Genomic DNA, 25917 nt, shown 5'->3' on the forward strand with positions numbered 1-25917 from the left:
TCCTGCCCGCCTACCCGCAGGGGACGATCGGATGACGACGGCACGACATGGGTGACCTCCGGGTGCGGTGCGCGACGTTCAACGTGCTGCACGGGCGGCGCATCCAGCCGGACGGCCGCCCGGCGCCCGCTCACCCCGGCGATGCTGCGGCGCCTCTCGCCGAAGCGGTCGCGGCCCTGGACGCCGACGTGGTGGCCCTCCAGGAACTCGACCGCCTCCAGGAGCGGTCGGGCGGTGTCGACCAGGCGGCGGTCGCCGCCGACGCGATGGAAGCGCGGGACTGGCGTTACGCCTCGGCGCTGCACTGCCGTTCGGTGCCGGGCCGGGGCTGGGTCCGCGACCCCACCGAGCCCGGGATGCGTGTCTACGGCCCCGAGGCCCAGCAGCCCCAAGTCCCCTCGCACGGGCTCGCGTTGCTGTCCAGACTTCCGGTCCGTGAATGGCGGGCCCTACGACTCCCGCCGGCGCCCCTCGCCCTGCCGCTGCGGGTCGCCGGGCGGGCCGCCCCGGTGCTGGCCCGGGATCAGCCCCGGGCCGCCCTGGCCGCCGTACTGGAGGGACCGCAGGGGCCGTTCACCGTCGTGGCCGTGCATCTGTCGTTCGTACCGGGCTGGAATGTCGGCCAACTGCTCGGCGTGCGCCGCTGGATCGCCGACCTGCCCCAACCCCAGGTGCTGATGGGGGACTTCAACCTGATCGGCGTGCTGCCCCGGGTCGCGCTCGACGTGACGGGGCGGCGGGGCTGGCGGGGTTCGGCGCGGCGGGCGACCTATCCCTCGCACCGCCCGCTCGTCCAGTTCGACCACATCCTGGCGACGGGGCTCGGCGAGGACGCCGTAGGGACGGCGGGTGCGCCGCGGGCGGCGATCTCGGACCACCGGCCGCTGGTGGTGGAGCTGGCGCTCTGAGTCAGTTCCACAGGGGATAGGTCACGACGTGCGCGAACCTGTCCGGCCTGCCCGCCGTGTACGTCAGGCTGATCTCGCTGTAGTGCCGCACCCGCGGATGCCTCTTCCACGGCTGCGGGGTGTCGAGCCGGACGACGACCGGGTACGAGTGGAACCTGCCCGCCGCGCAGTAGGGCTTGCAGTCGTTCACCACGTTGAAGCCCGTGGCCGTCGCGGAGTTGTCGTTCCAGTACGTCCAACGCAGCGACGTCAGGCGGCTGTTGCCGTCGCCGCAGGCGAGCATGAACTCGGCGGGGCGTACCTGGGGATGCCACAGGCAGTCGACGAGCACCGGGCCCGCGAACTGCCGATGGGCGGCGGGCACCGCGTGCACCGTCGCCGGGGCCGCGGACGACGTGCCCACGGCCGGCGCGAGCAGGGCGGCGGCACAGAGCGTGACGACTCCGACCATGGTGTGTTTGTACATGTCCGCTCCCGGCCGCCCGTTCGTACGCGTCGCTCCGCACCCGCATCGGTGGTGGTCCGTCCGCCGGGGCGCGGTCGTCGTCTCTCGTCTCGTCCGACGCTACGACCGTGCCCGGGGTTCCACCACTCGTAGGGACCAACGACACGGCCCGCCGAGAGTGTCGGGGTGTGCGCGGCCAGGGCCGGGAAAGCCCGGCCCCGAGCGGATCAGGCGGGCCGTACGGCGCCCCGGATGGCGGCCGGACCGGCGTAGAAGATCGACTCCTCGCGTATCGGCGTGCCCGGGCTCGGCGCGTGGATCATCAGGCCGTTGCCGGTGTAGAGGCCGACGTGGTCGATGCTGTCGTAGAAGAAGATCAGGTCGCCGGGGCGGATGTCCGTGAGCGGGACGAGGGCGCCCGCGCCGGACTGTTCCTGGGCGGTGCGCGGGAGCAGGACGCCCGCGGCCTTCCAGGCGGCCTGGGTGAGGCTGGAGCAGTCGTACGCGTCCGGTCCCGCCGCGCCCCACAGGCACGGCCTGCCGATCTGCGCGCGGGCGAACGCGAGCGCCATGCTGGTCTTGCTCTGTGTGCCGGCGTCCGGTGCGGCGGGGACGGCCGTGGTGGTCATCGGGGTCATCGCCGGGGCCGTGGGGAGAGGGATCTCCGGAGCCATGGTCGGAGCGACGGGAAGCGTGAACTCGGGGGCCATCGTCGGAGCGGTCGGGAGGGTGAACTCGGGGGCGACGACCGGGGCTGCCAGGGCCGCCTCGGGTGCGGTCGGCTGCCACTCCTGCTGGGGCGGGCGCCAGTCCGGCTCCGGCGTGGTGTACCAGGCGTCCTGGCCGGTCGGCTGCTGGGGCACCATGGGCATCTGCCCGGTGGACCAGGTCGTCTCGGGGGAGGACCAGGTCGTCTCCGGGGTCGGCCAGGCAGTTTCGGGGGTCGGCCAGGGTGTGTTCGCCGGGTCGGCTTCGGTGCGCGGTGCGGCGATGTACGGGAGCAGCGCCAAGTCCGACGTGAGCGGGTCGAAGACCGGCTCCGGAGCTGTCTGCGGGGCGAGTCGCCGCTGCTCGACCATGGGCGCGGGCGCCAGGTCGAGGGCGGGCACGGGCGGCAGGTCCACGACGGTCGGCTGCGGTGCCTGCTGGGCGGCGGGCAGCGCGGCGACGGGCCGGGTGGCCGACTCGGACATCTGGCTCGTGATGTCCGGGACGGAGGGCCCCGCGGTCAGCTCGGCCACGGCACGGCCGGGCGCCTCAAGAGCACGGCCGGCGCTCTCGGGCTCGGGGCGTCGCTCGGGCCGGGTTTCCGCCGGGCGTCCCTGAGTCCTGCTGGGCGGGAGGGCCGCCGGTACGGTCGGGCCCAGTTGGGCGCGGGCTTGGTCGAACCACTGCTTGGTGACCGCGTCGAGAGCGGGATCGGAAGGCCGGGACGCGGCCGGGCGGGGAGTGGCACGCTGGCGCGGGCCCCCCGACATCTTGCGCGTGGCGTTGTAGTTTCCGGTGGCCGTCTCGGCCCTGTCGTAAAGGGAGTTGATCCGCCGCTGGACTTCTTCGCGGCTGGGTCGGTCGTCCACGGTGGGGCCACTGCCTCCGGTGCGCGTGCCTCGTTCTGCCGGCATGGCAGACGTGCTCCTTCCGTATCGCGCCTACCGGGTTAGCTGTCGGGTTCGGGCGGCGATCACGGAAGGTTTGCCCTACGGCCCTTGCCCTGACGGGCGGTTGGGCCGATTCACCCCAAGTCGGTTGGGTCCCCGGCTCCGGCTGCCGCGAGCGGCGCACCGGACTCGGCGCGAGCCGCGCGGCCCGGCGCCAATCGCCGGAGTAGGTCGTACGGCCTGTCCGTCAACCTAGCCAACGTGTGTGCCTCGTGTGAAGGTTGAAGCGCGATATGTCCGATACGTATTTGTGACCTTTACCTCGTCCTGGGGATGACGAGCACTCATGGGCTGCGGAGCCGGACGCTCCATATGAGGTCGCTATGAATTTCCGGGACGGTTGAACACACCGGCGTCCGTCTCCGTATTGGGTCGGGGGATTTCCATGCCGGGACGATCCGGGCCGACCGATACGCGTAGGAGCAACTTCCGTGGCACGCAACACGCGCAGACGCCCCACAGGCGCACGACGCGCGACGATGGCAGCAGTCGCCCTGATGCTCGGCGGCGGAGGACTGGTGGCGGCGAACGTCTACGCGTCGGCGTCGGAAGGCGGTTGGGGCGGTGACTCCTCCCCACAGGCTTCTCCGGACGCGGCGTCGCGTGGCGCGACGATCGACTGCCCGGACATCGGTACCCAGTTGACGACGGTGCCCGACGGGGCGAAGACCGACGTCGACAAGGAACTCGCGCTTCTGGACCAGCAGATAACCGAGGCCTACCAGAAGCTGCGGGACTCGACGGAGGCCATACGCCAGGACGCCTCCTTCGCCGACAACGCGATCATGAATCCCTTGAAGGAGAAGCGGGCCGCGACCATCAGCCGGATCGACGACGCCATCGACCGTGTCGGGGACCGCCCGGAGGGGCTCGACGCGCTCGCCGCCTGCACCCTCATCGCCCCCACGAACGGAGACCAGAACGGCAGCGGCGGCGACCAGAGCGGCAGCGCCGCCCCGACCGGCCAGGGCCAGCAGCAGGGCGGCGGCCAGGGCCAGCAGCAGTCCACCAACGGGCCCGTCGCCTCGGACTACGCGGACATCACCTCCGTGCAGCCCAACGTGAACACCCCGCAGGAACAGGCCGACGCGTCCCGCGGCACGTTCGTCACCGCGTGCGGGGTGAACGAGAACGGTCTGTTCAACTCCGACAACGTGATCGTCGCCCCCGGAGTCACCAACGGCGCCCACCACTTCCACGACTACATCGGCAACCAGTCCAACAACGCCTTCGCCAGCGACCAGGACCTCGCCAACGCCAACACGAGCTGCGAGAACCCCGGCGACAAGTCCACCTACTACTGGCCCGTGCTGCGTCTGCAGAACGGCAAGCAGGAGCGGGACGCCAACTCGCCCGGCGGCGGCACCGAGGGCAACTCCGGTGAGATCGTCACGGCCAAGCAGGTCACGCTGACGTTCGAGGGCAACCCGCAGAGCAAGGTCGTCGCGATGCCGCGCCTCCTGCGGATCATCACCGGCGACGCGAAGGCCTTCGTCAACGGCCCGGCCAACGCCAACGCCTCCTGGAGCTGCACCGGGTTCGAGGACCGGCAGCTCAAGGACAAGTACCCGCTGTGCCCGTCGGGCAGCGACGTGGTGCGCACCTTCAAGTTCCAGAGCTGCTGGGACGGCCGCAACATCGACAGTGCCAACCACCGCACCCACGTGGCCTTCGAGGCCGCCGACGGCACCTGCCCGGACGGCTTCAAGGCCATTCCGCAGCTGGTGCAGCGCATCGTCTACGCCGTCGGCGCGCCGAGCCTCCAGGACGGCGGGAGGACGACCCCGCTGTTCGCGGTGGACTCCTTCCCCGAACAGCAGCACAAGCCCGTCACGGACCACGGCGACTTCATCAACGTCTTCGACGAGGGCCTGATGAACGACATGGTCACCTGCATCAACAGCGGCGAGAAGTGCGGCGCCGGCACGGGCAACGACCCCGGATCGGGCGGCGGTTCGGGATCGGGCGGCGGTTCGGGTGAGCCGCAGGAGTCCCCGACGGCCACAGCCACGGCTACGGCCACTGCTACCGCGACGGCCACTGCTACGGCCTCCGCGTCCGCATCCGCGTCGGACGAGCCCGGCGGGAATGGCGGAAACGCCGGGAACGGCGGCAACAACGGGACCGCCCCCGGCAACACCGGCGACCGGCCCACCGCGGAGCCCACGACAAGCGCCCCGGACACGCGGACCACCGACCCCGGGTCGCTGACCAGCGCTGTGGCGATACCCAAGGCCGACACGAAGACCGGGACGCCCAACGCGACGGAGACCCAGGGCAGTTCGGGCGACAACGCGGGCGGTCAGGTCGGCAGCGCCGTGGCGACGCCGCCCGCCTCGTCCTCGGGCGGGGAGAGCTACGCGGCCGTGGGCCCGAACCAACCGCAGGCGCAGGGCGGGTTGGCTGAGACGGGTGCGAATCTGTGGCCCGCCGCGGCCGGAGCGCTGCTTCTCGTCGCCGGGTTCGTGGTGCTGTACCGAGGCAAGCGCGGTTCGCGCTGACACTGCGCACGTCTGTGACAACGACGGCCCGGCCGCCCGCACTTGGGGGCGGCCGGGCCGTCACACGCTCATCGCGCCCGTGTAGGTTCCTCATGATCATTGACACTGTTTCCTGCGGAAACGCCGAAATCCGGGTCAGATGGGCAACGCCGTTGTCAGCCCAGGCTTCTCAATCTTGGTGTTGAGCACCGCTCCGGCAGTCACCGTGAGTGGTCTGAGGTCCTGCTCGAGCCGGTTGCGACCAGCGTTGCGGCGCTGTCGAAACGATCAAGGAGATCGCGAGCTTCGGTCAGGAATCTCACGCCTGCCGGAGTAGGAGACAGCGGGTTGGTTCGCTCGATCACGCTGAACCCCACGACGCTTTCAATGATCCTGAGCTGCCGGCGGAGGGTGACCTCGGGGACGCTGATTGCCGGTGCGGCAGCCGACAGGCCGGAGTGTCCGGGTATTTGGAGGAGGTTGCGTAGCCACGGCAGGCAGCTCCTCCTATTGCTGAGGCGTCGCATTTCCGGCGAGAGCGCGACGCCGAGGTGGGCGAAGGGGTTCGAACCGAGTCCGTTGGAACGTCGCGGGATGCCCCAAATCCGCAGGAAGCGCGACACGGTGTCTTGATGGAGGCCGAGTTCGTGCGCGATATCTGGGCAGCCGCGCCCCTTCATGGCGTACTCCCCTTCCAGCCACTCTCTGGTTACCATGCCTGGCAGGAGGGGAGGAACTCCGCGCCCTGAACTAGGGATCTTGGCCTCGATGAGTGCTCGACGAACGGTGCGAGAGCTGCACCCCGCGAGCTGCGCGATATCGGCGACAGAGAGCCGCTGTTCCTGGTAGAGCCGTTGCAGTTCTCGTGGCGAGAGAACGTCTTGGCGCGGAATATTGCGGCCCGGAACGCTGGGACGCGGCGGGGGATCGGGCGCTGTCCCACCGATATCAGCCATTTCAAGGTGCAAGAGGACGTGGTCCTCGCTAATGTTCAGATGTTTCGCGACCTCCGCCAGCGGGCGGCCCGCGATCAGCATCTCGGCGAGTGCGGAGTGGTCGATCTTTTCGGGATCTTCTCCAGGACACGCACCTTTTTCGAGCCAGGTGGCCGGCGGTTGCCAAAGCACGGGCTCTTCGATTTGGTGAGCCTGCAGGTTCTTTGCTGCCTGCTGGAAGAGGAATCCTTTGAGCTCTGCGGTGATTTGGTGCGACAGGTTCGTGTGCCAGGTCGGGGTCCGAGATGAGCTGCCGGGGTCTGCTCCGAGGAGAATCTTGAGAAGGTGCCACCGGAGTCTCTTGATCTGTGTCGGTCCGCTCCGAAGGCCGCGCCGGCGGCAGTACTCACGGAAGGCGTCCAGGTCGAAGCTGATAGTGGCCTCGGAGAAGATGTCCCGCCGGCGTCGATAGTCGATGGGAACCGGATGAGCGTCAATGGTGCGGGCTAACTCGGCCATGAATGCGGCAAGTTCATCGGGGCGCTGCTTTTCGAGTGCTGCGTCGAGAGCATTCCTGTTGTCGGATGTGCGGGGATTGCCCAGAAGTTCAGCGGCTCTGGGATAGTCCCAGAATGTTCCAGGCATAAGGAGGAGAGTTGCGCATGCTCGGCGGAGTCCGGACAGCCTGAATAGGGGTTCGGGCAGGCGGGGCAACATCCGGATTGTCCAAGAAGGCCAGAGCATCGCCGGCAGTCGGGCGGCTCGACGTCGTACGTCTTCGTCGGAGAGGGTCGGCCAGGCCGGAGTATCCGTGGTTGTGCCGAAACGCAGGCGCGCTGTCCAGGTCAGTTCGTTGGACACGGCGGTCAGAGCACGAGACATCACGCGGGGTCCGGCTGGGATCCAGTCAACGAGCCAGGATGTCGGATAGGTGTTCTTCCGCCTCGAACGTTGGGCCTCCATCAACCAAGCAAAGACTGCGTCACGGTCATCCCGGTCCTGGAGCACTGCAATCCTGGCGATGGTGGTGCCAACTGCCACACCGTGAGCGTTCACTCCGCTCTCTCGATTCGCTAGTTTAGGCAGATCACCACCGAGTTCCGCGAGGACTTCATGGACAACGGAAGGTGCTGTGGACAGCCTGTCGTTGATCCCTCGCAATGCCGACCGGCCGAGGACAGCCAGTTCGCGACCACGCAGCAAGGAGTCGTCCAGAGAATCGCCGATTTGCACGAATTTGGAGGTAACGTCTTGCTGGGCATTGAGGACCAATGAGTCTGCGGAGAGGAGGGGGGTAGTCGCGTGCGGCAGGAAGAACTCGCAGGGGGTGGCGCCGGCAGTGCCCGTTCCGTAGAGGCAGACTCCCGCAGGAGAGTTCCGCAGGTGCTGTCGCCCATGAACCACGGGCGGTAGTCCGCATTCTGGGCAGCAATCGAGCAACAGCATTCCGTGCCGGGTGCAGGCAAATGACCACGGCAGTCGCCATGAAATCTGCCAACGTCCGGCGCTTTCGTCGAGACAACCGGGGCAGAAGCGGCTGGTATTGCCAGTGTGCCGCCAGTTCGGTGGGCGGCTCAGACGGCGCGTCGGACGGTCGATGTTCACCGCCACTCCGTCCCAGGGTTCGAGCGTCATCGGCGTCAGTTCCTCCGAGGCGAGCCCCGTGCGTTCGGAAAGTACCTGCCGTTCGCGGTCTGTCAGATACCGGACCATGTGGTTGGGACGGGCTCTGTGCAGACCAATGAAGCTCAGGAACTGCGGCACGCCCGTCCGTAGGCGGCGGGCGTATGCCGCCAGCCAGCTGTCGAGGGACTCCCCCTCTACTGGGGGCACCCAGAGAGGAATGCGGTCATCCGTCCATTCCGTCATGCCGATTTCCTGCCAGGTGATGCGGGATGACTGGTCAGCAGGCCGGCCTCGATGGCGGCTTCGAGTTCCTCGCGGCCTTCCTCGGCAGCGACGTCGTTCTTCACCTGGTCCATGAGGTCCTTGTCGAGGCGCTCATGGCCGCAGCGGATGGCGCGGAGGCAGCCGCGGTTGATCAGTGCCATGAGGGAGGCGAAGTGGCCGGTGGAGCGAGCGTAGAGATAGTCGGAAAGGTCCTGGGCGAGCATCCCGGGGTATTTCTCCGCCAGGACGAGCTTCTTCTCGATCGTCTTCAGCAGGACCTGCCACTGCCGACGTCCCTCCTCGTTCTCGATCTGGAAAGGGAGCAATGTCAGTGGAGTGGTGCGGCGTCCGAACTGGGCGAGTTCGTTCTTCTTGCCGGAGAAGCCCTCGCTGAGGATTCCGCGCTGCTGGACTCCGACGCCGACATAGATGAGGGTGACGGGGAAGACGTTTGCCAGGTACTTCAACTGGTTGGACATGCGAACCGAGTTGGTTTTCGCTCCGGCCAGGAAGTGGATGTCGTCGATGATGAAAACGGCGGTTCTCATGGACAACACCGCGTCCACAGCCCGCTCGGCCAGGGTGTCAGCGTCCCCCGTGACCGGCAGTCCGTAGAAGCGGCAGATCGCGGCGTTCAGGCCGCGGATCTGTGTGTTCCCGCTCAGTGCGATGTAGATGATGGGGACCCTGCGGTCTCCGCTAGGGGTGGTTTCCCCGCGCAAGGAGATCTGTTCACGGAACAGCTTCCGGCCGTAGGCGCGGACTGCGGTGCTCTTTCCGAGTCCGGGGTAGGCGTCCAGCAGTGCTGCCGGTTTCGTCTTGTCCCCGTCCTGCCGGTTCGAATCGACAATCTCGTCCAGCTCATCGTGTAGTTGGAGGAGTTGCGGGGTGTCAATCGGGCCGATGTTGGCATGCCAGACCGCCCGACTGTCGTTATGCATCAAGAGCGCTCGCGGCGAGAGGTCAGCCAGTTGCGCTCTGGTGTGCTGTTCCGGCCGGATCCGGTCCGGCCCGTTGACCTCCTGAAGCCAGCCCGGAAGCCGGGTGGGACTGTACTGGCGGTCGTCGCCTTCGAACGGCTCGACGTCGTCCGGCGCTTTCAACGGCTGTCCCAGATATCGGCGTAATAGTCGTCCTCGTCGATGGGAACGGATTCGTCGCCCGGGAAGGCTGCCTCGCATTCCTCATCCTCGTCGTCGTCCCCGCCGAGTTCGTTGTCCTCAGTTCCGACGATGACAAGGCCGGGATCGGCGGGCTCGGCTTCTGCTAGGTCTTGTTCGGATGGACTGAGGGCGGCAATGCGTCGGACCGACGGCAGCGAGGCGACCTCGTCCTCTGCCTCGCGTGGTTCGTCGTCCTCTCCCACCATCTGTAGCCGTTCCTGGGAGAGACGGAGGGCCATGCGCCGCTCAGTGCGATCCGCGGCCAATCCGGCGCCCCACCGTTCGAGGAGTTCGACCAACGCGCGTTTGGTGTCCGGGAACCGGTGCGTCTTCTTCGCAATCCGGCGAGCGTAGACCAGGGCCTCTCTGCTGAACGGTCCATTCAGGGCGGGTGCGTGTTCCCAGTCGAGCCTATGCCACGTCCGAAGCTCGGGGTCCTGGAAATACACCTTGCGCATATCGCCGCGGTCCACCGCGATCGGCCACTTGCCCGCGTCCACTCCGCGATAGGGGCTGGGCTGGTTGCGGTAGTTGTTCAGCGCATCCCCGTTGTAGCGCATCCCTTCGATCTCGATGCCGTAGTGGTGGATCGGGACGCGTTCCTCCTCCAGGAACTCCAGAGCCATATTGGGGCGGGCCGGGATCCGCAGTGGGCCCGCCCGGGTGACTCCGTGCTCGAACATGTCCAGCGGACTGAGTTGAAGCCCAGGGATCTCCGGAATCCGCAGGCCGCGGTGGCGGCGCCTGTGATAGATCAGAGTGATCCATTCACGGATGATCGCTTCGAGTTCGTCGATGAAGAAGAATGCCTCGTCCTCGACTTTCTCGCCGCGGCTGTGCACGTCCGAGCCCTTGTAGCCGGGCAGCGCGGCCAGCACTCCCTGGTTGAGGGTCCGGAACCAGCGTTCGACCGGCTTGTCGGTCGGTGTCTTCGGCCGGGCCGGCTGCAGAGAGATGTCCAGCTTCGCGCAGACGCTCTCGATGTGGTTCGACAGGTAGACCTTGCCGTGGTCATAGATGATCGTCTCGGCCGCGACCGTGGGCAGCAGCGGCTGCCCGTCCCGGTCGACGAGCTTGTCCGCGTCGACCACGACGGTGGACGGCACTCCGCAGTACGGCAGCGGCTCGCTCCCGTCGCCCGGAACGTCTCGTGGCCGGACCGTCTCGAACAACACCCCGGCCACGTCCGTTGACTTCGTCGACACCGGGGTGAGGCGGAGCCCGGTGATGCACCGGCTGTAGAGATCCATTGCGACCGTGAGCTCACACCGCACCCACCGGCAGGTCACCGGTTCCATCGCGAAGACGTCCAGGCAGTTGGTGTCCAGCACCACATACTCGCCCGGTCGTGTCGCGCGCAGCCGACCGTAGGTCCCCTTCGGGGCGTCCGCGATCGACCTCTTCCCCTTCGTGCTGCCCTCGAAGGCGTTCGTGCCCTTGGTAAGCACTCGAAGTGCCTCATAGCCCGTCGTGCGGGCCGGAAGCGGGACCGTGCCATCCCCGTACTTCTTGACCAGACGCTCTTCGATCTCGATCAGGATCAGACTCCGCACCGGCCGGGAGGACTTCTCGTGGCCTTTCAAAACTGACCGGGTCATCTCCAGCCACCGAGGGTCGACCTTGTCAAGCACGCTCTTTTGCGGGCGGTCGCGAACCAGGCCGGCCGGGCCGGAGCTATTCACCTGCCGTACCCAGTTGCGGATCGTGGTTTCGGAAACTCCCAGTTCTGCCGCCTTGGCCGCGTACCGGTGCATCTTCGGTGTTCCGGGCGCGTAGTCGGGTCGTGGCTCGCCTGGAAAAGCCAGTTCCTCGCTGCCGAGTTGATAGCCGGTGCGGACCTCCTGGACATGGCGGAACTGCCGGGTCAGCTCGTCGTCCTCTTTGTCGCTGAGACCGCTCAGGGCAGCCGCATCAGCTGGTTCACCTTGCGGGGCCGGAGTGAGGATCTCAGTGGTGGGATGTGCCAACAGCACAGAGATATCAACCTGCCGCCACTGCGGGACACCGACGACAGAGACTGCCGGCTGGAGAAGAATCCGGCGACCCTCAATTTCGGCGACCGTGAATTGTTCACCGTCGAAGCTGATCGGCAACCCTGGCCTCAACGGCGTCGTCCACGCGCTCATACGCACCTCCGCAGCACCGACTCACCCGACAACGGACGCGACAGGTCCGTCGTCAACCGTCCCGACCACAACAGAGCCATGAACGCTGGCCTCGCCTCCTCGGAGGGCCGCCCATTGGCCAACTGGCGTTCAGCCAAGGCCAGTTTTTCGCCGTCGGCCACCTGCTGCCATGCCTGCTCTGTGTCCGTCGCGGACACCACACCGGGACGCCGGTAGGCAGCGAGGAACCGCACGTTCTCCAGCAGCACCCGATCCGCCCCGGACCAGATTTCATAGTCCCAGCCGTGCTGCCGGAACAGCTCGCCAGGCCACGCAAGAGCCTCCACGATCTTCGGATCCTTCAAGCGGCTCGCTGGCTTGACGTTCACCACCCGCACGGTCCCCGAACTCATGACCAGCAGAAAGTCCGGCACGTGGTGGCGAGTCCGATCGCCGACCCGGGCCGCCAGACGGCACGGCTGAGCAAAGATCGCCCGTACTTCCGGATCGAAGTCCGCCAGCAGCAATCGGGCCAGCTCCAGGCGGCTTTCGTAGACCACGTGCCCACCCGTCGTTGCAGACGAGTACTTGCCCGAGTAGTGGGCCATCCCGTGGACGGAGCGAACAGCGCGCCACGGCTGGGACTCCGCAAAATCGGTCAACCTGAGTTGTCGGACCGGGACTTCGCGTACCGATCCATCGACGTACCGGATCGAGGCCGAAGGGACTTTTCGCGTACGACGGGTACCGCCCGCTCTCCGTACTGCCATGCTTGAGACGGTACGGAGGGCGGGCGGTGCAGACTCAGCGGAGATCGAAAGAGGCCCAGAGAGGACCGCTACTGAACGTAGCCATTGTCAAAGGAACCGCGGATTTGCCAATCCGATGTCAATGAAACACCTTCATTGTCAATGATCATGCGGATCCTAGAGCCCGGGTCAGACAGCCGGTGCGGGATAGGTCGGGTACTCCACCCCGGAGACGTGCTGGACGACCCGGATGACCTGGCAGGAGTAGCCGAACTCGTTGTCGTACCAGAGGTAGAGGATCGCGTTGTCGCCGTCGACCTTGGTGGCGCCCGCGTCGATGATCGAGGCGTGACGCGAGCCCATGAAGTCGCTGGACACCGCGTCGGGGGCGGTGGTGAAGTCGATCTGCCGTTTGAGCGGCGAGGTCAGTGAGACATCGCGGAGGTGGTCGAGGACCTCGGCGCGGGTGGTCTCGCGGCCGAGCCGCAGGCTGAGGATCGCGATCGAGACGTCCGGCACCGGGACCCGGATCGAGCTGCCGGTGATCGGCGCCTTGAGGTCGGGCAGCGCCTTGGCGACGGCGGAGGCGGCGCCGGTCTCGGTGATCACCATGTTCAGCGGCGCCGAACGGCCGCGGCGGTCGGCCTTGTGGTAATTGTCCAGCAGGTTCTGGTCGTTGGTGAACGAGTGGACCGTCTCCACATGGCCGCGCAGCACGCCGTACTCGTCGGCCATCGCCTTCAGCGGCGGCACGATCGCGTTGGTGGTGCAGGACGCGCAGGACAGGATCCGCTCTTCCGGCTTGATCGTGTCGTGGTTGACGCCGTGCACGATGTTGGGGACGTCGCCCTTGCCGGGCGCGGTCAGCACGACCTTGTCGATACCGGGCCGCAGATGCTGCGAAAGGCCTTCCCGGTCACGCCACTTGCCCGTGTTGTCGATGAGGATGGCGTCCTTGATGCCGTACGCCGTGTAGTCGACCTCGGACGGGTCGCCCGCGTAGATCACCTTGATCTGGTTGCCGTTGGCGATGATCGTGTCGCTCGCCTCGTCGACGGTGATCGTGCCCTGGAACTGGCCGTGGATCGAGTCCCGGCGCAGCAGTGAGGCACGCTTCACGAGATCCTCGACGGCCCGATCCCCGCCCCGCCGTACGACGATGGCGCGCAGCCGCAGTCCGTTGCCCGAGCCGGCCTTCTCGATGAGCAGACGGGCGACCAGGCGGCCGATGCGGCCGAAGCCGTAGAGGACGACGTCTCGGCCCTCGCGGCACTCGATCTTGTTGACGCCCGTGGCACCGGCGACGGCCTCGGCGGTGAACTCCTCGGCGGTCAGGCCGCGTTCGTCCGTCCGGTGCGTCGCGGCGAGCATGCCGATGTCGATCTGGGAGGGGCCCAGGTCGAGCGCGGTGAGCGCCCGCAGGTACGGCAGGGTCTCGGTGACGGACAGTTCCTCGCCGTCGATCTGCCGGGCGAACCGGTGGGTCTTGAGGATGCTGACCACCGACTTGTTGACCAGGGAGCGGCTGTGCAGCAGGACGGTGACGTCCCGCTCGCGGTGCAGCTTCCCGATCATCGGGATCATCGACTCCGCGATCTCCTCGCGGGTCTTCCAGTTGGTGAACGAGTCCTCGTTGACAGGCACAGGATTCTCTTTCGAGCTAGACGGCGCTCATATGCTAACCCGCTGTTCATCTGCTCGTTCAGTGGGGTGCCGCCCGGCCCGTGGAAGGCCCGGAACGCCGTGAGGGCCCTGCCGACGCGCGTCGGCAGGGCCCTCACGGGTGTACTGGTGTCGCTTCTACACGGTTTCCACAGCGTCCTGGGTCGCGCCGCTGCCCAGCAGTGCCGACGCGTTCTCCAGCGGGGTGAGGACGTGCGCGGGCACGGCCTCGGGCAGCCCGTGGCAGGTGAAGCCGAGCCGGGTCATGGCCCGGACGACCTCGCCGCTGTTGAAGTCGCGGGGGTCCTGCCGGGTGATGACCTGCCCCACCTGCTTGACGGGGTAGCGGCGCCGCCCGATGGTCACGGACTCACCCGTGACCAGCTCGGGCTTGATGCCCTTCATCGTCTCCAGGACTCCCATCTTGGTGAGGTCGAAGGGATACCGGGCGATGACACAGCGCATGTTGCCTCACAGAGAGAAGGAGGATCGGGGGCCGAACGGGCGCCCGAAGGCGCCGAGTTGGTCCTCAGGCCGCAGGACCGAAGGACGACCGTCGCTGCCCCCGACTGCTGCTGCCGCCACTGCTGCCGCGCCGCGCCGCACCACCGGCGGACGACCGGCCGCCCTCGCCTGCCGGACGGCCACGACGGCCGCGCGACGACGAGGAGGACGGGCTGCGGCGGGTGCGCTCACGCTCCACGACCGGTGCCTGGATGACGACCGGGACGCCGGACGGGGCCTGGGCGCCCGTGATCCGGGTCAGCTCCTCCTCGCCGGAGCGCACCGCGGTGACCTCCGGGGTGACGCCGGCCGCGGTCATCAGCCGGGTGAAGTCACGCCGCTGGTCGGGGGTGACCAGGGTCACGACACTGCCGGACTCGCCCGCACGGGCCGTACGGCCGCCGCGGTGCAGATAGTCCTTGGGGTCGGTCGGCGGATCGACGTTGACGACCAGGTCGAGGTTGTCGACGTGGATGCCGCGCGCCGCGACGTTGGTCGCCACCAGCGCCGTCACATGCCCGTCCTTGAACTGGGCCAGCGTGCGGGTGCGCTGCGGCTGGGACTTGCCGCCGTGCAGACCGGCCGCGCGGACACCGTTGTTCAGCAGGTGCTTGACCAGCCGGTCCACCGCGTGCTTGGTGTCCAGGAACATGATGACCCGGCCCTCGCGCGCCGCGATCTCCGTGGTCGCCCGCTGCTTGTCCGTGCCGTGCACGTGCAGGACGTGGTGCTCCATCGTCGTGACCGCGCCCGCGGAGGGGTCGACGGAGTGGACGACGGGGTCGGTCAGGTAGCGGCGGACCAGCAGGTCCACGTTGCGGTCCAGGGTGGCGGAGAACAGCATCCGCTGGCCGCCCGGCTGCACCTGGTCGAGCAGCGCGGTGACCTGGGGCATGAAGCCCATGTCGGCCATCTGGTCGGCCTCGTCGAGGACGGTGATGGTCACACCGTCGAGCCGGCAGTCGCCGCGCTCGATGAGGTCCTTGAGGCGTCCCGGCGTCGCGACCACGACCTCCGCGCCACCGCGCAGCGCCCCGGCCTGGCGGCCGATGGACATACCGCCGACGACGGTGGTCATCCGGACGCTGACGGCGCGGGCGTACGGGGTGAGCGCGTCGGTGACCTGCTGGGCCAGCTCACGGGTGGGGACGAGGACGAGCGCGAGCGGCTGACGCGGCTCGGCTCGGCGGCCCGCCGTACGGGCCAGCATCGCGAGGCCGAAGGCGAGGGTCTTGCCCGAGCCGGTACGGCCCCGGCCGAGTACGTCACGGCCGGCGAGGGAGTTCGGGAGCGTCGTCGCCTGGATCGGGAACGGGACGGTGACGCCCTCGTGGCCGAGAGCGGCCAACAGCTTTGCGGGCATGTCGAGTTCGGAGAACGACTCCACGGCGGGCAGACCCGGCGTGACCGTCTTCGGCAGCGCGAACTCGCCCTGCAGGGCGACCGGACGGCCGCCGTTGCCCTTGGCGCGGCGCGGAGCGCCGGAGCGGTTGCCGGACGGGGCTGCCGAACGGTAGCCGCCCTTTCCGGATTCCGGATTTCCATTCCGCTTTCGCGGGGAGCGATCATTTGTACGTACGCGGTTCAATGGGAACCTTCCTTGATATGGCACGTATCAAGGAATTCCCGCGGTGAATGAACGGCGCAGAGAATCGCAAGAACGAGCCGGTGGCTTCGGCGAAACAACGCCGAAAGCATGGAAAAAGCAGCGAGCTGGGGCCCGCACCCCAAGGTGCGGGCCCCAGCTGCGAAGTAAACGTCGTCGTTACGCAGGAACGATGTTCTCGGCCGTCGGGCCCTTCTGGCCCTGCGCGATGTCGAAGGTCACCTTCTGACCCTCCTGCAGCTCGCGGAAGCCCTGGGCGGCAATGTTCGAGTAGTGGGCGAAGACGTCAGCGCCGCCACCGTCCTGCTCGATGAAGCCGAAACCCTTTTCCGCGTTGAACCACTTCACGGTGCCACTGGCCATTTTGTTCTCCTTCGGGGCGGTCAGCGGAGTCCGCACTGTGCGGGCTCCGTGTCGCCGTGATGATCACCCCGCCGGAAGAAAGACCGGACACACAAAAAAATGCTCCACCGCCTCGGAGGGCGGTGCGGGCATCTGAAGGGTTTGGCAACCACAACTGCAACTGAGATCAAGACTAGCACGGCACGATCGTCCGTGTGCGGCCGTTAATTCCGTTTCTCACGTCGCCGACATAGATATGCGATCGCCCCCCTGGCTACGCGAGCGCGTCGATCCAGTCACGGACGACCTTGGCCGTCGTCGGGGCGTCCTCCTCCAGCACGCTGAGATGGGTGCCGGTGGTGTCCGCGGTGTCCTGGACGTGCGGCCAGGACGAACGCCACTCGCGAGGCATGTCCGGCAACGGTTCGGACGCGCGCACCAACAAGGTCGGCACCCGCGTGGGCTCGGGCTGCCACCCCCGGAACATCCGGGTGTACGCGCCCAGCGACAGCAGCGCCAGATCGTCCACCAGAGTGTCGAATCTCTCGCCGACCGCCAGCGGAGCCCGGGCGGGCAGCGACACCAGCCACGGCTCGGCCTCCCGGTCCGGGGTGATGTGGTACGAGTCGATCAGCACGAGTCCGGCCGGGGGAGCGCCGAGGGCGGCCAGGCGGGTGGCGAGTGCGTGGGCGGCCGTACCGCCCATGGAATGGCCGACCAACACATAGCGGCGGTCGCCCAGTTGGTGCCGCACGGTCGAGGCGTGCGACGCGGTCAGGGTCTCCAGGTCCCGTGCCACCGCGTCTCCGTGGTCGACTCCGGAGTGCTGCACCTCGAAGACGTCCCGCTCGCCCTCGAAGCAGGGGGCGAGCCCCGCGTACCAGGGACGGCCCAGGGTGGTGGCGAAGCCGGGAACACAGACGAGGGCGGGGCCCCGGGTGCCCGCGGCCAGTCGCAGTGGCGGCAGCGCGTGCCGGGCGGCCTCCTCGGGCCCGAAGGCGGGCGCACCGATGGACGCGGTCACCAGAAGACGCATGGCCGATACGACGTCCCCGGTCGCGCAGACCTGCCGGTACAGGGCCGGCAGCGACTGCCCGGCGCCACGCCCGCGCCCACGGGACCCTGCCGGTGCCGGGACGGTCGCGGCGGCGGATCCGTCGGGCAGGGCGCCGCGCAGCTCGCCGTACAGGTGCGCGGCGAGCTGTTCCGTGTCCGGCCAGTCGTAGGCCACGGTGACCGCCAGTGGTGTCCCGGTCAGCAGGCTCAGCCGGTTGCAGAGCATGACCCGCATCAGGGAGTCGAGGCCCAGCTCCGAGAAGTCCCGGTCGACGGTGTCGGCGTCCGTGTGCCCGAGCACGGCGGCGACCTCGGTGCGGATGAGCGACTGGAGCGCGGGGAGGCGTTCGGGCAGGGGCAGCGCCGCGAGGCGATCGCGCCAGGACCCGGCCGCGTCGTCCGGCACTCCGCCCGTGGCCGCTGTCGTGGCGGAGGCCGACTGCCGTTCGGCGCGCAGCAGTCCGCGCAACGGCGCCGCGACGATTGTCCCGGCCAAAACCGCCTTGGGCGAGCGGTCCAACGGCAGTGGCGCGAGGACCGGTTCGCCGCTGCCGAGCGCGGCGTCGAAGAGCGCGAACGCCTGCTCGGGGGAGACCGCGCGCACCGGCCCGCCGTGCACCCGGCCACTGCGCGCCGCCATCCCCTCCTCGTCCGCCCACGCGCCCCAGGCCAGTGACAGCGCGGGCAGCCCGAGTGCCGCGCGGTGGCGGGCGAGCGCGTCCAGGAACGAGTTGGCCGCCGCGTAGTTGGCCTGACCGGCGCTGCCCAGCAGTCCGGCCGCCGACGAGAACAGCACGAACCGCGACAGCGGCAGACCCTTCGTCGACTCGTGCAACTGCCAGGCCGCATCGGCCTTCGGCCGCAACACCGCCGCCAGCCGCTCAGGAGTCATCGACGCGAGCACGCCGTCGTCCAGGACCCCGGCCGCGTGCACTACGGCGGTCAGGCCGGGGCCGAACGTCTCGAGTACGGCGGCGAGTTGGTCCCGCTCGACGATGTCACAGGCCACCAGGTCCACGTGTGCGCCCGACTGCTGGAGACCGTCCCGCAACTCCCTTGCACCCGGCGCCTGTTCACCGCGTCGACTGAGGAGCACGAGCCGCCGCACCCCGTGGCGGTCGACCAGGTGCCGGGCCAGCATCGCCCCCAGGGAGCCGGTGCCGCCGGTGATGAGGACGGTGCCTCCGCCGAGGGAGTCGTCGGCCGCCTCCGAACTGGGCGCCGCCGCCAGCCGGGGGACGCTCACCATGCCCTCCCGGACAGCGAGTTGAGGCTCGCCCGTGGCGAGGGCGGCGGGCAGCTGTCGTAGCGACTCGGGGTGGCCGTCCACGTCCACGAGGATGAGGCGTCCGGGGTACTCGGCCTGCGCGGTGCGCAGCAGGCCCCAGAGCGTGGCGGCGGGCAGGTCGGGTGACGGATCGGCGGCGCCGCGGGTGACCACGGCCAGCGGTCCGGGACCGGCGAGGTGTGTTTGCAGCAACTCCAGGGCTCGTACGGTCAGTTCGTGTGCCTCGGTGGCCGGGTCCGTGTCGCCGGGGGCGGCCAGGGACGCCACGGTCATCTCCGGCGTCTCCTCGGACCAGGACGCCTCGTCGTCGGCGGAGGCGAGGAATGCGGCCAGGCCCAGGTCGTCCGTCTCCGACACCGCCACGAAGGGTGCCTTGCCGGCGGCCGGAACGCCGGTCCAGCGCAGCTGGTACAGGTCTCCGGCCGTGGGGCCGATCTTCGGTGCCGGTCGGGTCGTCATCGACTCCAGGCGGGCCACGGGTGCGCCGGTGGGGGTCGCGAGGTCGAGGGTGATCGCATCGGGGCCGGGTGAAGGATGTGGCGCCGGGCGTCCGGGACCGGCAGCGGGCCGACCTCGGCGAACAGTTCCTCGCCGCGCCGCCACAACGCCGTGACGCCCTGGAACGCCGGACCGTACGCCAGCCCGGCCTCGGCCACCCGGTCGTAGGCACCGGAGAGGTCCACCCGCGTGGCACCCGCCGGCGGCCACTCGGCGAGCGGGACCGCGCCATCCGTACGGGCCGATGTGGCCGGGCCGAGTCGACCGGTCGCGTACTGCGTCCAGGCGCCGAACGCACCGGATTCCTCGGGCCGCGCGTACACGTCCGCCGAGCGGCGCCCGGAGTCGTCCGGCTCGCCCAGGACCACCTGGACCTGGTGGACGCCCTCCTCGTCGTCGGCGGGCAGGAACAGCGGGTTCAGCAGGGCGAGTTCCTCCAGGACGGCGAGACCGCACAGGTCGCCCGCGTGCAGCACGAGGTCGGCGAACGCGGCGCCGGGCACGAGGGTGTGGCCGCCCACGGCATGGTCGCGCAGCCACGGCTGGGCCGCTCCGGACAACCGGCCGCCGCACAGCAGGCGTTCCGTACCCGGCACGGTGACCGTCTGCGTCAGCAGCGGGTGCCCGGTGCCGGCGGTCGCGTCGGTGCCGGTGTCGGACAGCCAGTAGCGCTGTCGTTGGAAGGGGTAGGTCGGCAGGTCGTCGACGTGTCGGGCGCCGCTGTCCGCGTAGACCCGGCGCCAGTCCAACGGCACACCGTGGACGTGGAGTTGGCCGAGGGTGTCGAACAGCGTCCGCGGCTCCGCGCTGTCCCGCCGGGCCGCCGCCGTGAAGAGGAGTTCCTTGCCGGTCCCGGCCAGGCTCGCCGCGGCCTGGGCCGTCAGCTGGGCGGCCGGGCCGATCTCGGCGAACGCGGTCACCCGGCCGTCGTGCGCCAGCCAGTGCACGGCGTCCCCGAACCGCACGGCCTCGCGGGCATGGCGTACCCAGTACTCGGCCGACCGCAGGTCCTCCCCGGTGGCCGGCAGCCCGGTCAGGCCCGACAGCACCGGGACGGTGGGGGAGTGGTACGTCAACTCGTCCGCGACACGGCCGAATTCGGCGAGCATCGGCTCCATGAGAGGGGAGTGGAAGGCATGGCTGACCCGTAGCCGGACGGTACGACGGTCTCGTGCGGCGAACCGCTCCGCGAGGGCGAGGACCGGCTCCTGCGCGCCGGAGACGACGACCGCGCGAGGGCCGTTCACGGCCGCGATCGCGACCCCGTCGGTCAGCTCGGCCGTGACCTCCGCCTCGGTGGCGTCGAGCGCCACCATGGCACCGCCCTCCGGCAGTTGCCGCATCAACCTCCCGCGCGCCGCGACCAGTTCGACGGCGTCCGCCTCGGACAGCACGCCCGCGCAGTGGGCCGCCGCCAGTTCGCCGATCGAGTGCCCGGCGAGGAACTCCGGCCGTACGCCCCAGGATTCGAGCAGCCGGAACACGGACACCTCGAAGGTGAACAGAGCGGCCTGGGTGAAGTCCGTACGGTCCAGCAGCGCGTCCTCGTTCGTGGTCCACAGCACCGAGCGCAACGGACGTTCCAGGTGGGCGTCGAACCGTGCGCACAGGGCGTCGAATGTGGTCGCGAACACGGGGAAGGCGTCGTGCAACTCCCGTCCCATGCCCGCCCGTTGGGCTCCCTGGCCGGTGAACAGGAGGGCCAGGCGGGCGGAGGAGCTGGTGGTGTGCGGCGGAGTGGATTCCGTCAGGGAGTCGAGGGCCGCGAGTGCGGTCGCCCGGTCGTGGGCGGTGACCGCGGCTCGCTGGGGCAGGGCGGCCCGGGTGGTGGCGTGGGTGAACGCCACGTCCAGCAGGGCGAGTTCGAGGCGCTCGCGCAGGAAGGCGGCGGTGCGTGCGGCCTGTGCGCGGAGGGCGGTCGGGGTCGCGGCCGAGAGGAGCAGCGGGGGTGTCGCCGTGCGGCGCGGGGCCGGTTCGACGGTCTCGTCCGGCTCGGCCTCCTCCAGGATCACGTGCGCGTTGGTGCCGCTGATACCGAACGCAGACACCGCCGCGCGGCGCGGGCGCCCGGGCTCGGGCAGCCACTCCTCGTCGCGGGACAGGAGTCGCACGGTGCCCGACGACCAGTCGACGTGCGGTGACGGCTCTTCGGCGTGGAGTGTGCGCGGGAGGCGGTCGTGGTGCATCGCCAGGACGGTCCTGATGACGCCGGCGACTCCGGCCGCCGCCTGGGTGTGCCCGAGGTTGGACTTCAACGAGCCCAGCCACAGCGGGCGTCGGGCGGGACGGTCCTGACCGTAGGTGGCGAGGAGTGCCTGTGCCTCGATCGGGTCGCCGAGCGCGGTGCCCGTGCCGTGCGCCTCCACGGTGTCGATGTCGGCCGGGGACAGTCCCGCGTCGGCCAGCGCCGAGTGGATCACCCGTTGCTGGGCGGGGCCGTTGGGCGCGGTGAGCCCGTTGGAGGCGCCGTCGGAGTTGACGGCCGAGCCGCGCAGCACGGCCAGTACGGGATGGCCGTTGCGGCGGGCGTCGGAGAGCCGTTCCAGCAGGACCAGGCCGACCCCCTCGCCCCAGGCGGTGCCGTCGGCCGCCGCCGAGAAGGGCTTGCAGCGGCCGTCCGGGGCCAGCCCGCGCAGCCTGCTGAACGCGAGGAACGGGCCGGGTGACGACATCACCGTGACGCCGCCGGCGACGGCGAGGGAGCACTCCCCGTCGCGCAGGGACCGTACGGCCGAGTGCATCGCGACCAGCGACGACGAGCACGCGGTGTCCACTGTCACGGCCGGGCCGCGCAGCCCCAGCGTGTAGGCGATACGGCCGGAGGCCACGCTGCCGGCCGAGCCGAGGGCGAGGTGCGCCTCCAACTCGTGCCCGGCGCCGTGCGGGAGACGGCTCGCGTAGGTGGCGTGCATGACGCCCACGAAGACGCCGGTGTCGCTGTCGCGCAGACCGGCGGGGTCCATGCCCGCACGCTCCAGCAGCTCCCAGCTGGTCTCCAGGAGCAGTCGCTGCTGGGGGTCGGTGGCGAGTGCCTCGCGGGGCGACATGCTGAAGAAGGCCGCGTCGAAGTCGGCCGCCCGGTGCAGGAAGCCGCCCCGGCGGGTGACCGACTTGCCGAGGCGGTCGGGGTCGGGGTCGTAGAGGTCGGCCACGTTCCAGCCGCGGTCGGTGGGGAAGTCGGAGGTCGCGTCGGTGCCGTCGGCGACCAACCGCCAGAGGTCCTCGGGGGATTCCACCCCGCCCGGGTAGCGGCAGGCCATGGCGACGACGGCGATGGGCTCCCCGGGGTCTGCGCGGTGGGTGTCCCCGGACGTGCGCACGGGCTGGGGGCGGATGTCGCCGTGCAGCGCGTCGCGCACCAGGGCCGCCACGGCGGCGGGAGTCGGGTGGTCGAACACAAGCGTCGCGGGCAGCGCGAGACCGGTCGCCGTGCCCAGCCGGTCGCGCAGCAGCACAGCGCCGAGCGAGGTCAACCCCTGTGCGCTGAACGGCACTTCGGGACCCAGCTCCGGCACGGGGACGTCGAGAGTCCGTGACGTCACTTCGAGGACCAGGTCGAGTACGGCGTCGGACTCGGCCGCGAGCCGCTCCCGCAGCGCGGCCGAGGCGGACCTGCGTTCCGCCGCGAGGCGCTCGGGCAGCTGCTCGGCGAGCACGGCCCGGGCGATCTTGCCGGACGCGGTACGGGGGAGGGACGCCGTCGGATAGATCTCGTCCGGCACCTTGAAACCGGACAGCCGCTCCCGGCAGGCGGCGAGCGCCCGCGCGGTGTCGACGCCGTCCGGGCCGGGCACGACGAAGGCCACCGGGACCTCGCCCAGCACATCGTGCCGCCGGCCGACCACAGCGGCGTCGGCGACATCGGGGAGGGCCAGCAACACCCGCTCCACTTCGGAGGGGTTGATGTTCACACCGCCCCGGATGATCAATTCCTTGACCCTGCCGGTGACATGGAGATGACCGTTCGCGCCGTGCCTGCCGAGGTCTCCGGTGCGGTACCAGCCGTCCGTGAACGCCTCAGCGGTCGCGTCGGGACGGTTGTGGTAGCCGGCCATCAACCCGGGGCCACGTACCCAGATCTCGCCCTCGTGCCCGTCGCCGGCCTCGGCGCCGGTGGACGGATCGGTGGTCCGGACGTCCAGCACCAGCAGCGGAAAGCCCCGCGAGGGATCGCCGAGGGGGCCGTCGAGCCGCTCGACCGCGATCTTCCCGCAGGTTTCCGTGGAGCCGTAGCCGTCGAGCAGGGGAGCGGTCAGGGCCCGCTCGACCTCGGCCCGCAGCTCGGGGGAACAGGGGGCTCCGCCGCTGACGCACACCCGCAGCGTCGCGGGCACCGGGCGTGCCGTCTCCCGCAGCGACTCCAGCAGGAGGCGATAGGTCGCGGGCACCCCGCCCAGCATGGTGAACGGCTCGGCGGTGAGCGCCTCGGCGACGTTCGCGCCCGGCGCGAGGACGCGCGCGGTCGCACCGACCGCGACGACGCCCAGCAGGCACACGGAGTGGCCGAGGGCGTGGAACATCGGCAACGGCCAGAGCAGCCGGTCCTGTTGCTCCAGTCCGAACGCCGGAACGTAGGCAGCCGTCACGGACCACAGGGCCGAACGCTGGGTGGAGACCACGCCCTTGCTCTGGCCGGTCGTACCGGAGGTGTAGTGGATCCAGGCCGGCTCGTCGAGCCCGAGATCGTCCCGAGGCGCGGTACCCGGGTCCGTGCCGGCCAGGCTCTCGAAGGCGACCGCGCCATCGGCCGGTTCGTCCTGCCCGACGACGATCACCCGTTGTACGGCGGCCAGTTGGGCGAGCGGCTTCTCGCTCACGACCGCCACGGCACCGCTGTCGTCGAGGAAATACGCCAACTCCTCTTCCGAGGCGACGGGGTTGAGCAGCACACCGATCGCCCCGGCGCGCAACACGCCGAGCCAGGTCTCCACCAGCTCCACCCGGTTGCCCAGATGGATCGCGACCCGGTCCCCACGCTCCACCCCGAACCGCGTGAGATGTCCGGCCAGTCGGGCGGTGCGCCGCTCCAACTCCCGGTAGGTGACGGCACGTCGGTCGTCCAGGTAGGCGGTCTTGTTACCGATCCGGGTCGAGTGCTCCCGCAGGATGCCGGGCAGCGCATGTGTCAACTCGTCCTCAGAAACGGCCATTTCCACCCCTATGGTCACCCACCCCGAGTGGTAACCGTACGACTGTCGCCCTCAGGAGGCGGGATCGGGCAAGATCTAAGACATGGTGATGTGCGACTACTTCTCCGCCGCCAGTGACGAGGTCGCCGTAGGTGTCCTCGACGCACCGGGCGGACCGGACGCCTCGGTCTTCGACGTGCTGTCCCTGAAGGACGTCGACCCGGTGGTCGTCATGCCGAAGCTCGAAGGCATCCTCACGGACTGCACCTACGACGAGGCGCTCGCCCGTCCCCGCTCCGGGCGGCTGCTCTCGGACCCCGAGGCCGAGGGAGCCTTCGTCGTCAGCGTCTCCGACACACTCCGGGACGCGCTGGCCACGGCGTCGGGCGACCAACTGGGCATGGCGGCAGGGCCGTTCGCGGCCGTGGAAGAACTGAGTCTCACGCCCACCAAGACGTGGGAACTGCTCAACAGGTTGTGCGGCCTGGCCCGGCGAGCCGTGGCGGAGGACCGGCGGCTGTACTGCTGGTGGGCCCTGTAGGACAACGCGGAGTCAGGAGGGCCAGTGACCACACCCGGCGACCGTCCGCCGCCCGAGCCGCTCGGTCCGTCGTCGGTGGCCTGGCGGTACTTCAGCGACTGGCGGGGCATGCTGATCGGCCTCTGGGCCGGATCCCTGCAGAACATGCACCCCGCCCTCGGCGCCGGAGTCGAGGAACACTCGCGGTTCTTCGAGGAACGCTGGGAACGGCTGCTGCGCTCGCTCTACCCGATCGCCGGAGTGATCTACGACGGCCCGGACGCGGCCCGGACCGCCCGCGAGGTGCGCGACTACCACGTCGGCATCAAGGGGACCGACAGCCGGGGCCGCCGCTATCACGCGCTCGACCCGGACACCTTCTTCTGGGCACACGCGACCTTCGTCATGGTCCCCGTGCTGGTGTGCCAGTACTTCGGCCGGCCGCTGACGGCCGCACAGAAGGAGCAGCTCTACGCCGAGAGCCTGCAGTGGTACCGGCTCTACGGGGTCAGTGACCGGCCCGCTCCGGCCGACTGGTCAGGATTCACCGCGTACTTCGAGCGGATGTGCGCCGACGTCCTGGAGGACAACCGGGCGGCTCGCGCCGTGCTGGACATCCGCCGCATAGGCAAGCCGCCCGTGCTGAGACGGCTGCCGGACGCGGTGTGGAGGGTGGTCCGCGCCCCGTTGACGCGGTCCTTCGTGTGGCTCACGGTCGGGATGTATCCGCCCACGGTGCGCGCCAAGTTGGGCTACCGCTGGACGCGTCGGAGCGCGCTCGGACTGTGGCTGCTGGGCCGTACCGTCGCACTCGGCTGGCACCTGGTGCCGTTCGAGCGGCGCTACCACCCACGGGCCCGGGCGGGCTGGCAGCGGGTCCGGGGTGTCGCCGTGGCACCGGTCGAGACACCGCGCCGGAACCTGCCGCCGGAGGAGCGCCGGGGCGACGGCAAGCACTACGCACCGGAGGTGTAGGGCG

General features: G+C 69.5%; 16 protein-coding genes and 1 riboswitch. Of the genes, 4 read left to right on the forward strand and 12 right to left on the reverse strand.

What is annotated here, in order from left to right; genetic code table 11:
• Positions 1-47 precede the first annotated feature (47 nt).
• Positions 48-908 carry an endonuclease/exonuclease/phosphatase family protein gene (locus ACIQBL_RS28710; protein ID WP_401946142.1) on the forward strand — a complete coding sequence of 287 codons (861 nt, stop codon included), beginning with the start codon at positions 48-50 and terminating at the stop codon, positions 906-908.
• A gap of 1 nt (position 909) precedes the next feature.
• Here ACIQBL_RS28710 and ACIQBL_RS28715 read toward each other — a convergent pair whose 3' ends face one another.
• On the reverse strand, positions 910-1374 hold the full coding sequence (locus tag ACIQBL_RS28715; RefSeq protein WP_401946144.1) for a hypothetical protein: 465 nt from the start codon (positions 1372-1374) through the stop codon (positions 910-912).
• Between the two features lie 206 nt (positions 1375-1580).
• Positions 1581-2975, reverse strand: coding sequence for an NlpC/P60 family protein (locus ACIQBL_RS28720; protein ID WP_401946146.1), 1395 nt, complete (start codon positions 2973-2975; stop codon positions 1581-1583).
• An 8-nt stretch (positions 2976-2983) separates the two neighbouring features.
• Positions 2984-3156: riboswitch (cyclic di-AMP (ydaO/yuaA leader) on the reverse strand.
• A gap of 334 nt (positions 3157-3490) precedes the next feature.
• Here ACIQBL_RS28720 and ACIQBL_RS28725 point away from each other — a divergent pair.
• The gene (locus tag ACIQBL_RS28725) at positions 3491-5512 is read left to right on the forward strand and encodes a DUF1996 domain-containing protein (protein WP_401946871.1); all 2022 of its coding nucleotides are present in this window, start codon (positions 3491-3493) and stop codon (positions 5510-5512) included.
• A 200-nt stretch (positions 5513-5712) separates the two neighbouring features.
• Here ACIQBL_RS28725 and ACIQBL_RS28730 read toward each other — a convergent pair whose 3' ends face one another.
• The 10 genes from ACIQBL_RS28730 to ACIQBL_RS28775 all read right to left on the reverse strand — a co-directional run bounded on the left by ACIQBL_RS28730 (position 5713) and on the right by ACIQBL_RS28775 (position 24439).
• The gene (locus ACIQBL_RS28730; RefSeq protein ID WP_401946147.1) at positions 5713-8295 is read right to left on the reverse strand and encodes a TniQ family protein; all 2583 of its coding nucleotides are present in this window, start codon (positions 8293-8295) and stop codon (positions 5713-5715) included.
• Positions 8292-9419 (reverse strand): ATP-binding protein, encoded by a 1128-nt coding sequence (locus tag ACIQBL_RS28735; protein ID WP_401946149.1) that lies wholly within the window; start codon positions 9417-9419, stop codon positions 8292-8294. Before ACIQBL_RS28735 ends, ACIQBL_RS28730 begins: the two co-directional genes overlap by 4 nt.
• Positions 9416-11605, reverse strand: coding sequence for an integrase (locus ACIQBL_RS28740; RefSeq protein ID WP_401946151.1), 2190 nt, complete (start codon positions 11603-11605; stop codon positions 9416-9418). Before ACIQBL_RS28740 ends, ACIQBL_RS28735 begins: the two co-directional genes overlap by 4 nt.
• A complete protein-coding gene (locus ACIQBL_RS28745; RefSeq protein ID WP_401946873.1) occupies positions 11602-12246 on the reverse strand; it encodes a TnsA-like heteromeric transposase endonuclease subunit in 645 nt (214 codons plus the stop codon). The genes ACIQBL_RS28740 and ACIQBL_RS28745 overlap by 4 nt, the downstream gene beginning before the upstream one ends.
• Before the next feature lie 276 nt (positions 12247-12522).
• Positions 12523-13977 carry a glyceraldehyde-3-phosphate dehydrogenase gene (locus ACIQBL_RS28750; protein ID WP_401946152.1) on the reverse strand — a complete coding sequence of 485 codons (1455 nt, stop codon included), beginning with the start codon at positions 13975-13977 and terminating at the stop codon, positions 12523-12525.
• Between the two features lie 156 nt (positions 13978-14133).
• Positions 14134-14460, reverse strand: coding sequence for an SCO5918 family protein (locus ACIQBL_RS28755; RefSeq protein WP_401946154.1), 327 nt, complete (start codon positions 14458-14460; stop codon positions 14134-14136).
• Positions 14461-14524: 64 nt separating this feature from the next.
• Complete coding sequence (locus ACIQBL_RS28760; protein WP_401946155.1) at positions 14525-16087, reverse strand: DEAD/DEAH box helicase; 1563 nt, start codon at positions 16085-16087, stop codon at positions 14525-14527.
• Positions 16088-16264: 177 nt separating this feature from the next.
• Positions 16265-16468 (reverse strand): cold-shock protein, encoded by a 204-nt coding sequence (locus ACIQBL_RS28765; RefSeq protein WP_019056860.1) that lies wholly within the window; start codon positions 16466-16468, stop codon positions 16265-16267.
• A 253-nt stretch (positions 16469-16721) separates the two neighbouring features.
• Positions 16722-19250: a type I polyketide synthase gene (locus tag ACIQBL_RS28770; RefSeq protein ID WP_401946157.1), complete on the reverse strand. Its 2529-nt coding sequence runs from the start codon at positions 19248-19250 to the stop codon at positions 16722-16724.
• Positions 19247-24439: a beta-ketoacyl synthase N-terminal-like domain-containing protein gene (locus ACIQBL_RS28775; RefSeq protein ID WP_401946158.1), complete on the reverse strand. Its 5193-nt coding sequence runs from the start codon at positions 24437-24439 to the stop codon at positions 19247-19249. The genes ACIQBL_RS28770 and ACIQBL_RS28775 overlap by 4 nt, the downstream gene beginning before the upstream one ends.
• A gap of 82 nt (positions 24440-24521) precedes the next feature.
• On the opposite strand from ACIQBL_RS28775, the gene ACIQBL_RS28780 reads away from it, so the two are divergent.
• Positions 24522-24959: a hypothetical protein gene (locus ACIQBL_RS28780; protein WP_401946160.1), complete on the forward strand. Its 438-nt coding sequence runs from the start codon at positions 24522-24524 to the stop codon at positions 24957-24959.
• Positions 24960-24983: 24 nt separating this feature from the next.
• Positions 24984-25913, forward strand: a complete 930-nt coding sequence (locus ACIQBL_RS28785) for an oxygenase MpaB family protein (RefSeq protein ID WP_401946161.1) — start codon at positions 24984-24986, stop codon at positions 25911-25913.
• Positions 25914-25917: the final 4 nt, after the last annotated feature.

It is taken from the genome of Streptomyces sp. NPDC088350 (assembly GCF_044753545.1).
Lineage (GTDB): Bacteria > Actinomycetota > Actinomycetes > Streptomycetales > Streptomycetaceae > Streptomyces.

Excerpts from the sequence above, each read along its gene's own strand:
- ACIQBL_RS28740 (WP_401946151.1), bottom strand. The coding sequence starts at position 11,605 with ATGAGCGCGTGGACGACGCCGTTGAGGCCAGGGTTGCCGATCAGCTTC.
- ACIQBL_RS28765 (WP_019056860.1), bottom strand. The coding sequence starts at position 16,468 with ATGGCCAGTGGCACCGTGAAGTGGTTCAACGCGGAAAAGGGTTTCGGC.
- ACIQBL_RS28730 (WP_401946147.1), bottom strand. The coding sequence starts at position 8,295 with ATGACGGAATGGACGGATGACCGCATTCCTCTCTGGGTGCCCCCAGTA.
- ACIQBL_RS28775 (WP_401946158.1), bottom strand. The coding sequence starts at position 24,439 with ATGGCCGTTTCTGAGGACGAGTTGACACATGCGCTGCCCGGCATCCTG.
- ACIQBL_RS28710 (WP_401946142.1), top strand. The coding sequence starts at position 48 with ATGGGTGACCTCCGGGTGCGGTGCGCGACGTTCAACGTGCTGCACGGG.
- ACIQBL_RS28720 (WP_401946146.1), bottom strand. The coding sequence starts at position 2,975 with ATGCCGGCAGAACGAGGCACGCGCACCGGAGGCAGTGGCCCCACCGTG.
- ACIQBL_RS28770 (WP_401946157.1), bottom strand. The coding sequence starts at position 19,250 with ATGACGACCCGACCGGCACCGAAGATCGGCCCCACGGCCGGAGACCTG.
- ACIQBL_RS28755 (WP_401946154.1), bottom strand. The coding sequence starts at position 14,460 with ATGCGCTGTGTCATCGCCCGGTATCCCTTCGACCTCACCAAGATGGGA.
- ACIQBL_RS28725 (WP_401946871.1), top strand. The coding sequence starts at position 3,491 with ATGGCAGCAGTCGCCCTGATGCTCGGCGGCGGAGGACTGGTGGCGGCG.
- ACIQBL_RS28780 (WP_401946160.1), top strand. The coding sequence starts at position 24,522 with ATGGTGATGTGCGACTACTTCTCCGCCGCCAGTGACGAGGTCGCCGTA.
- ACIQBL_RS28715 (WP_401946144.1), bottom strand. The coding sequence starts at position 1,374 with ATGTACAAACACACCATGGTCGGAGTCGTCACGCTCTGTGCCGCCGCC.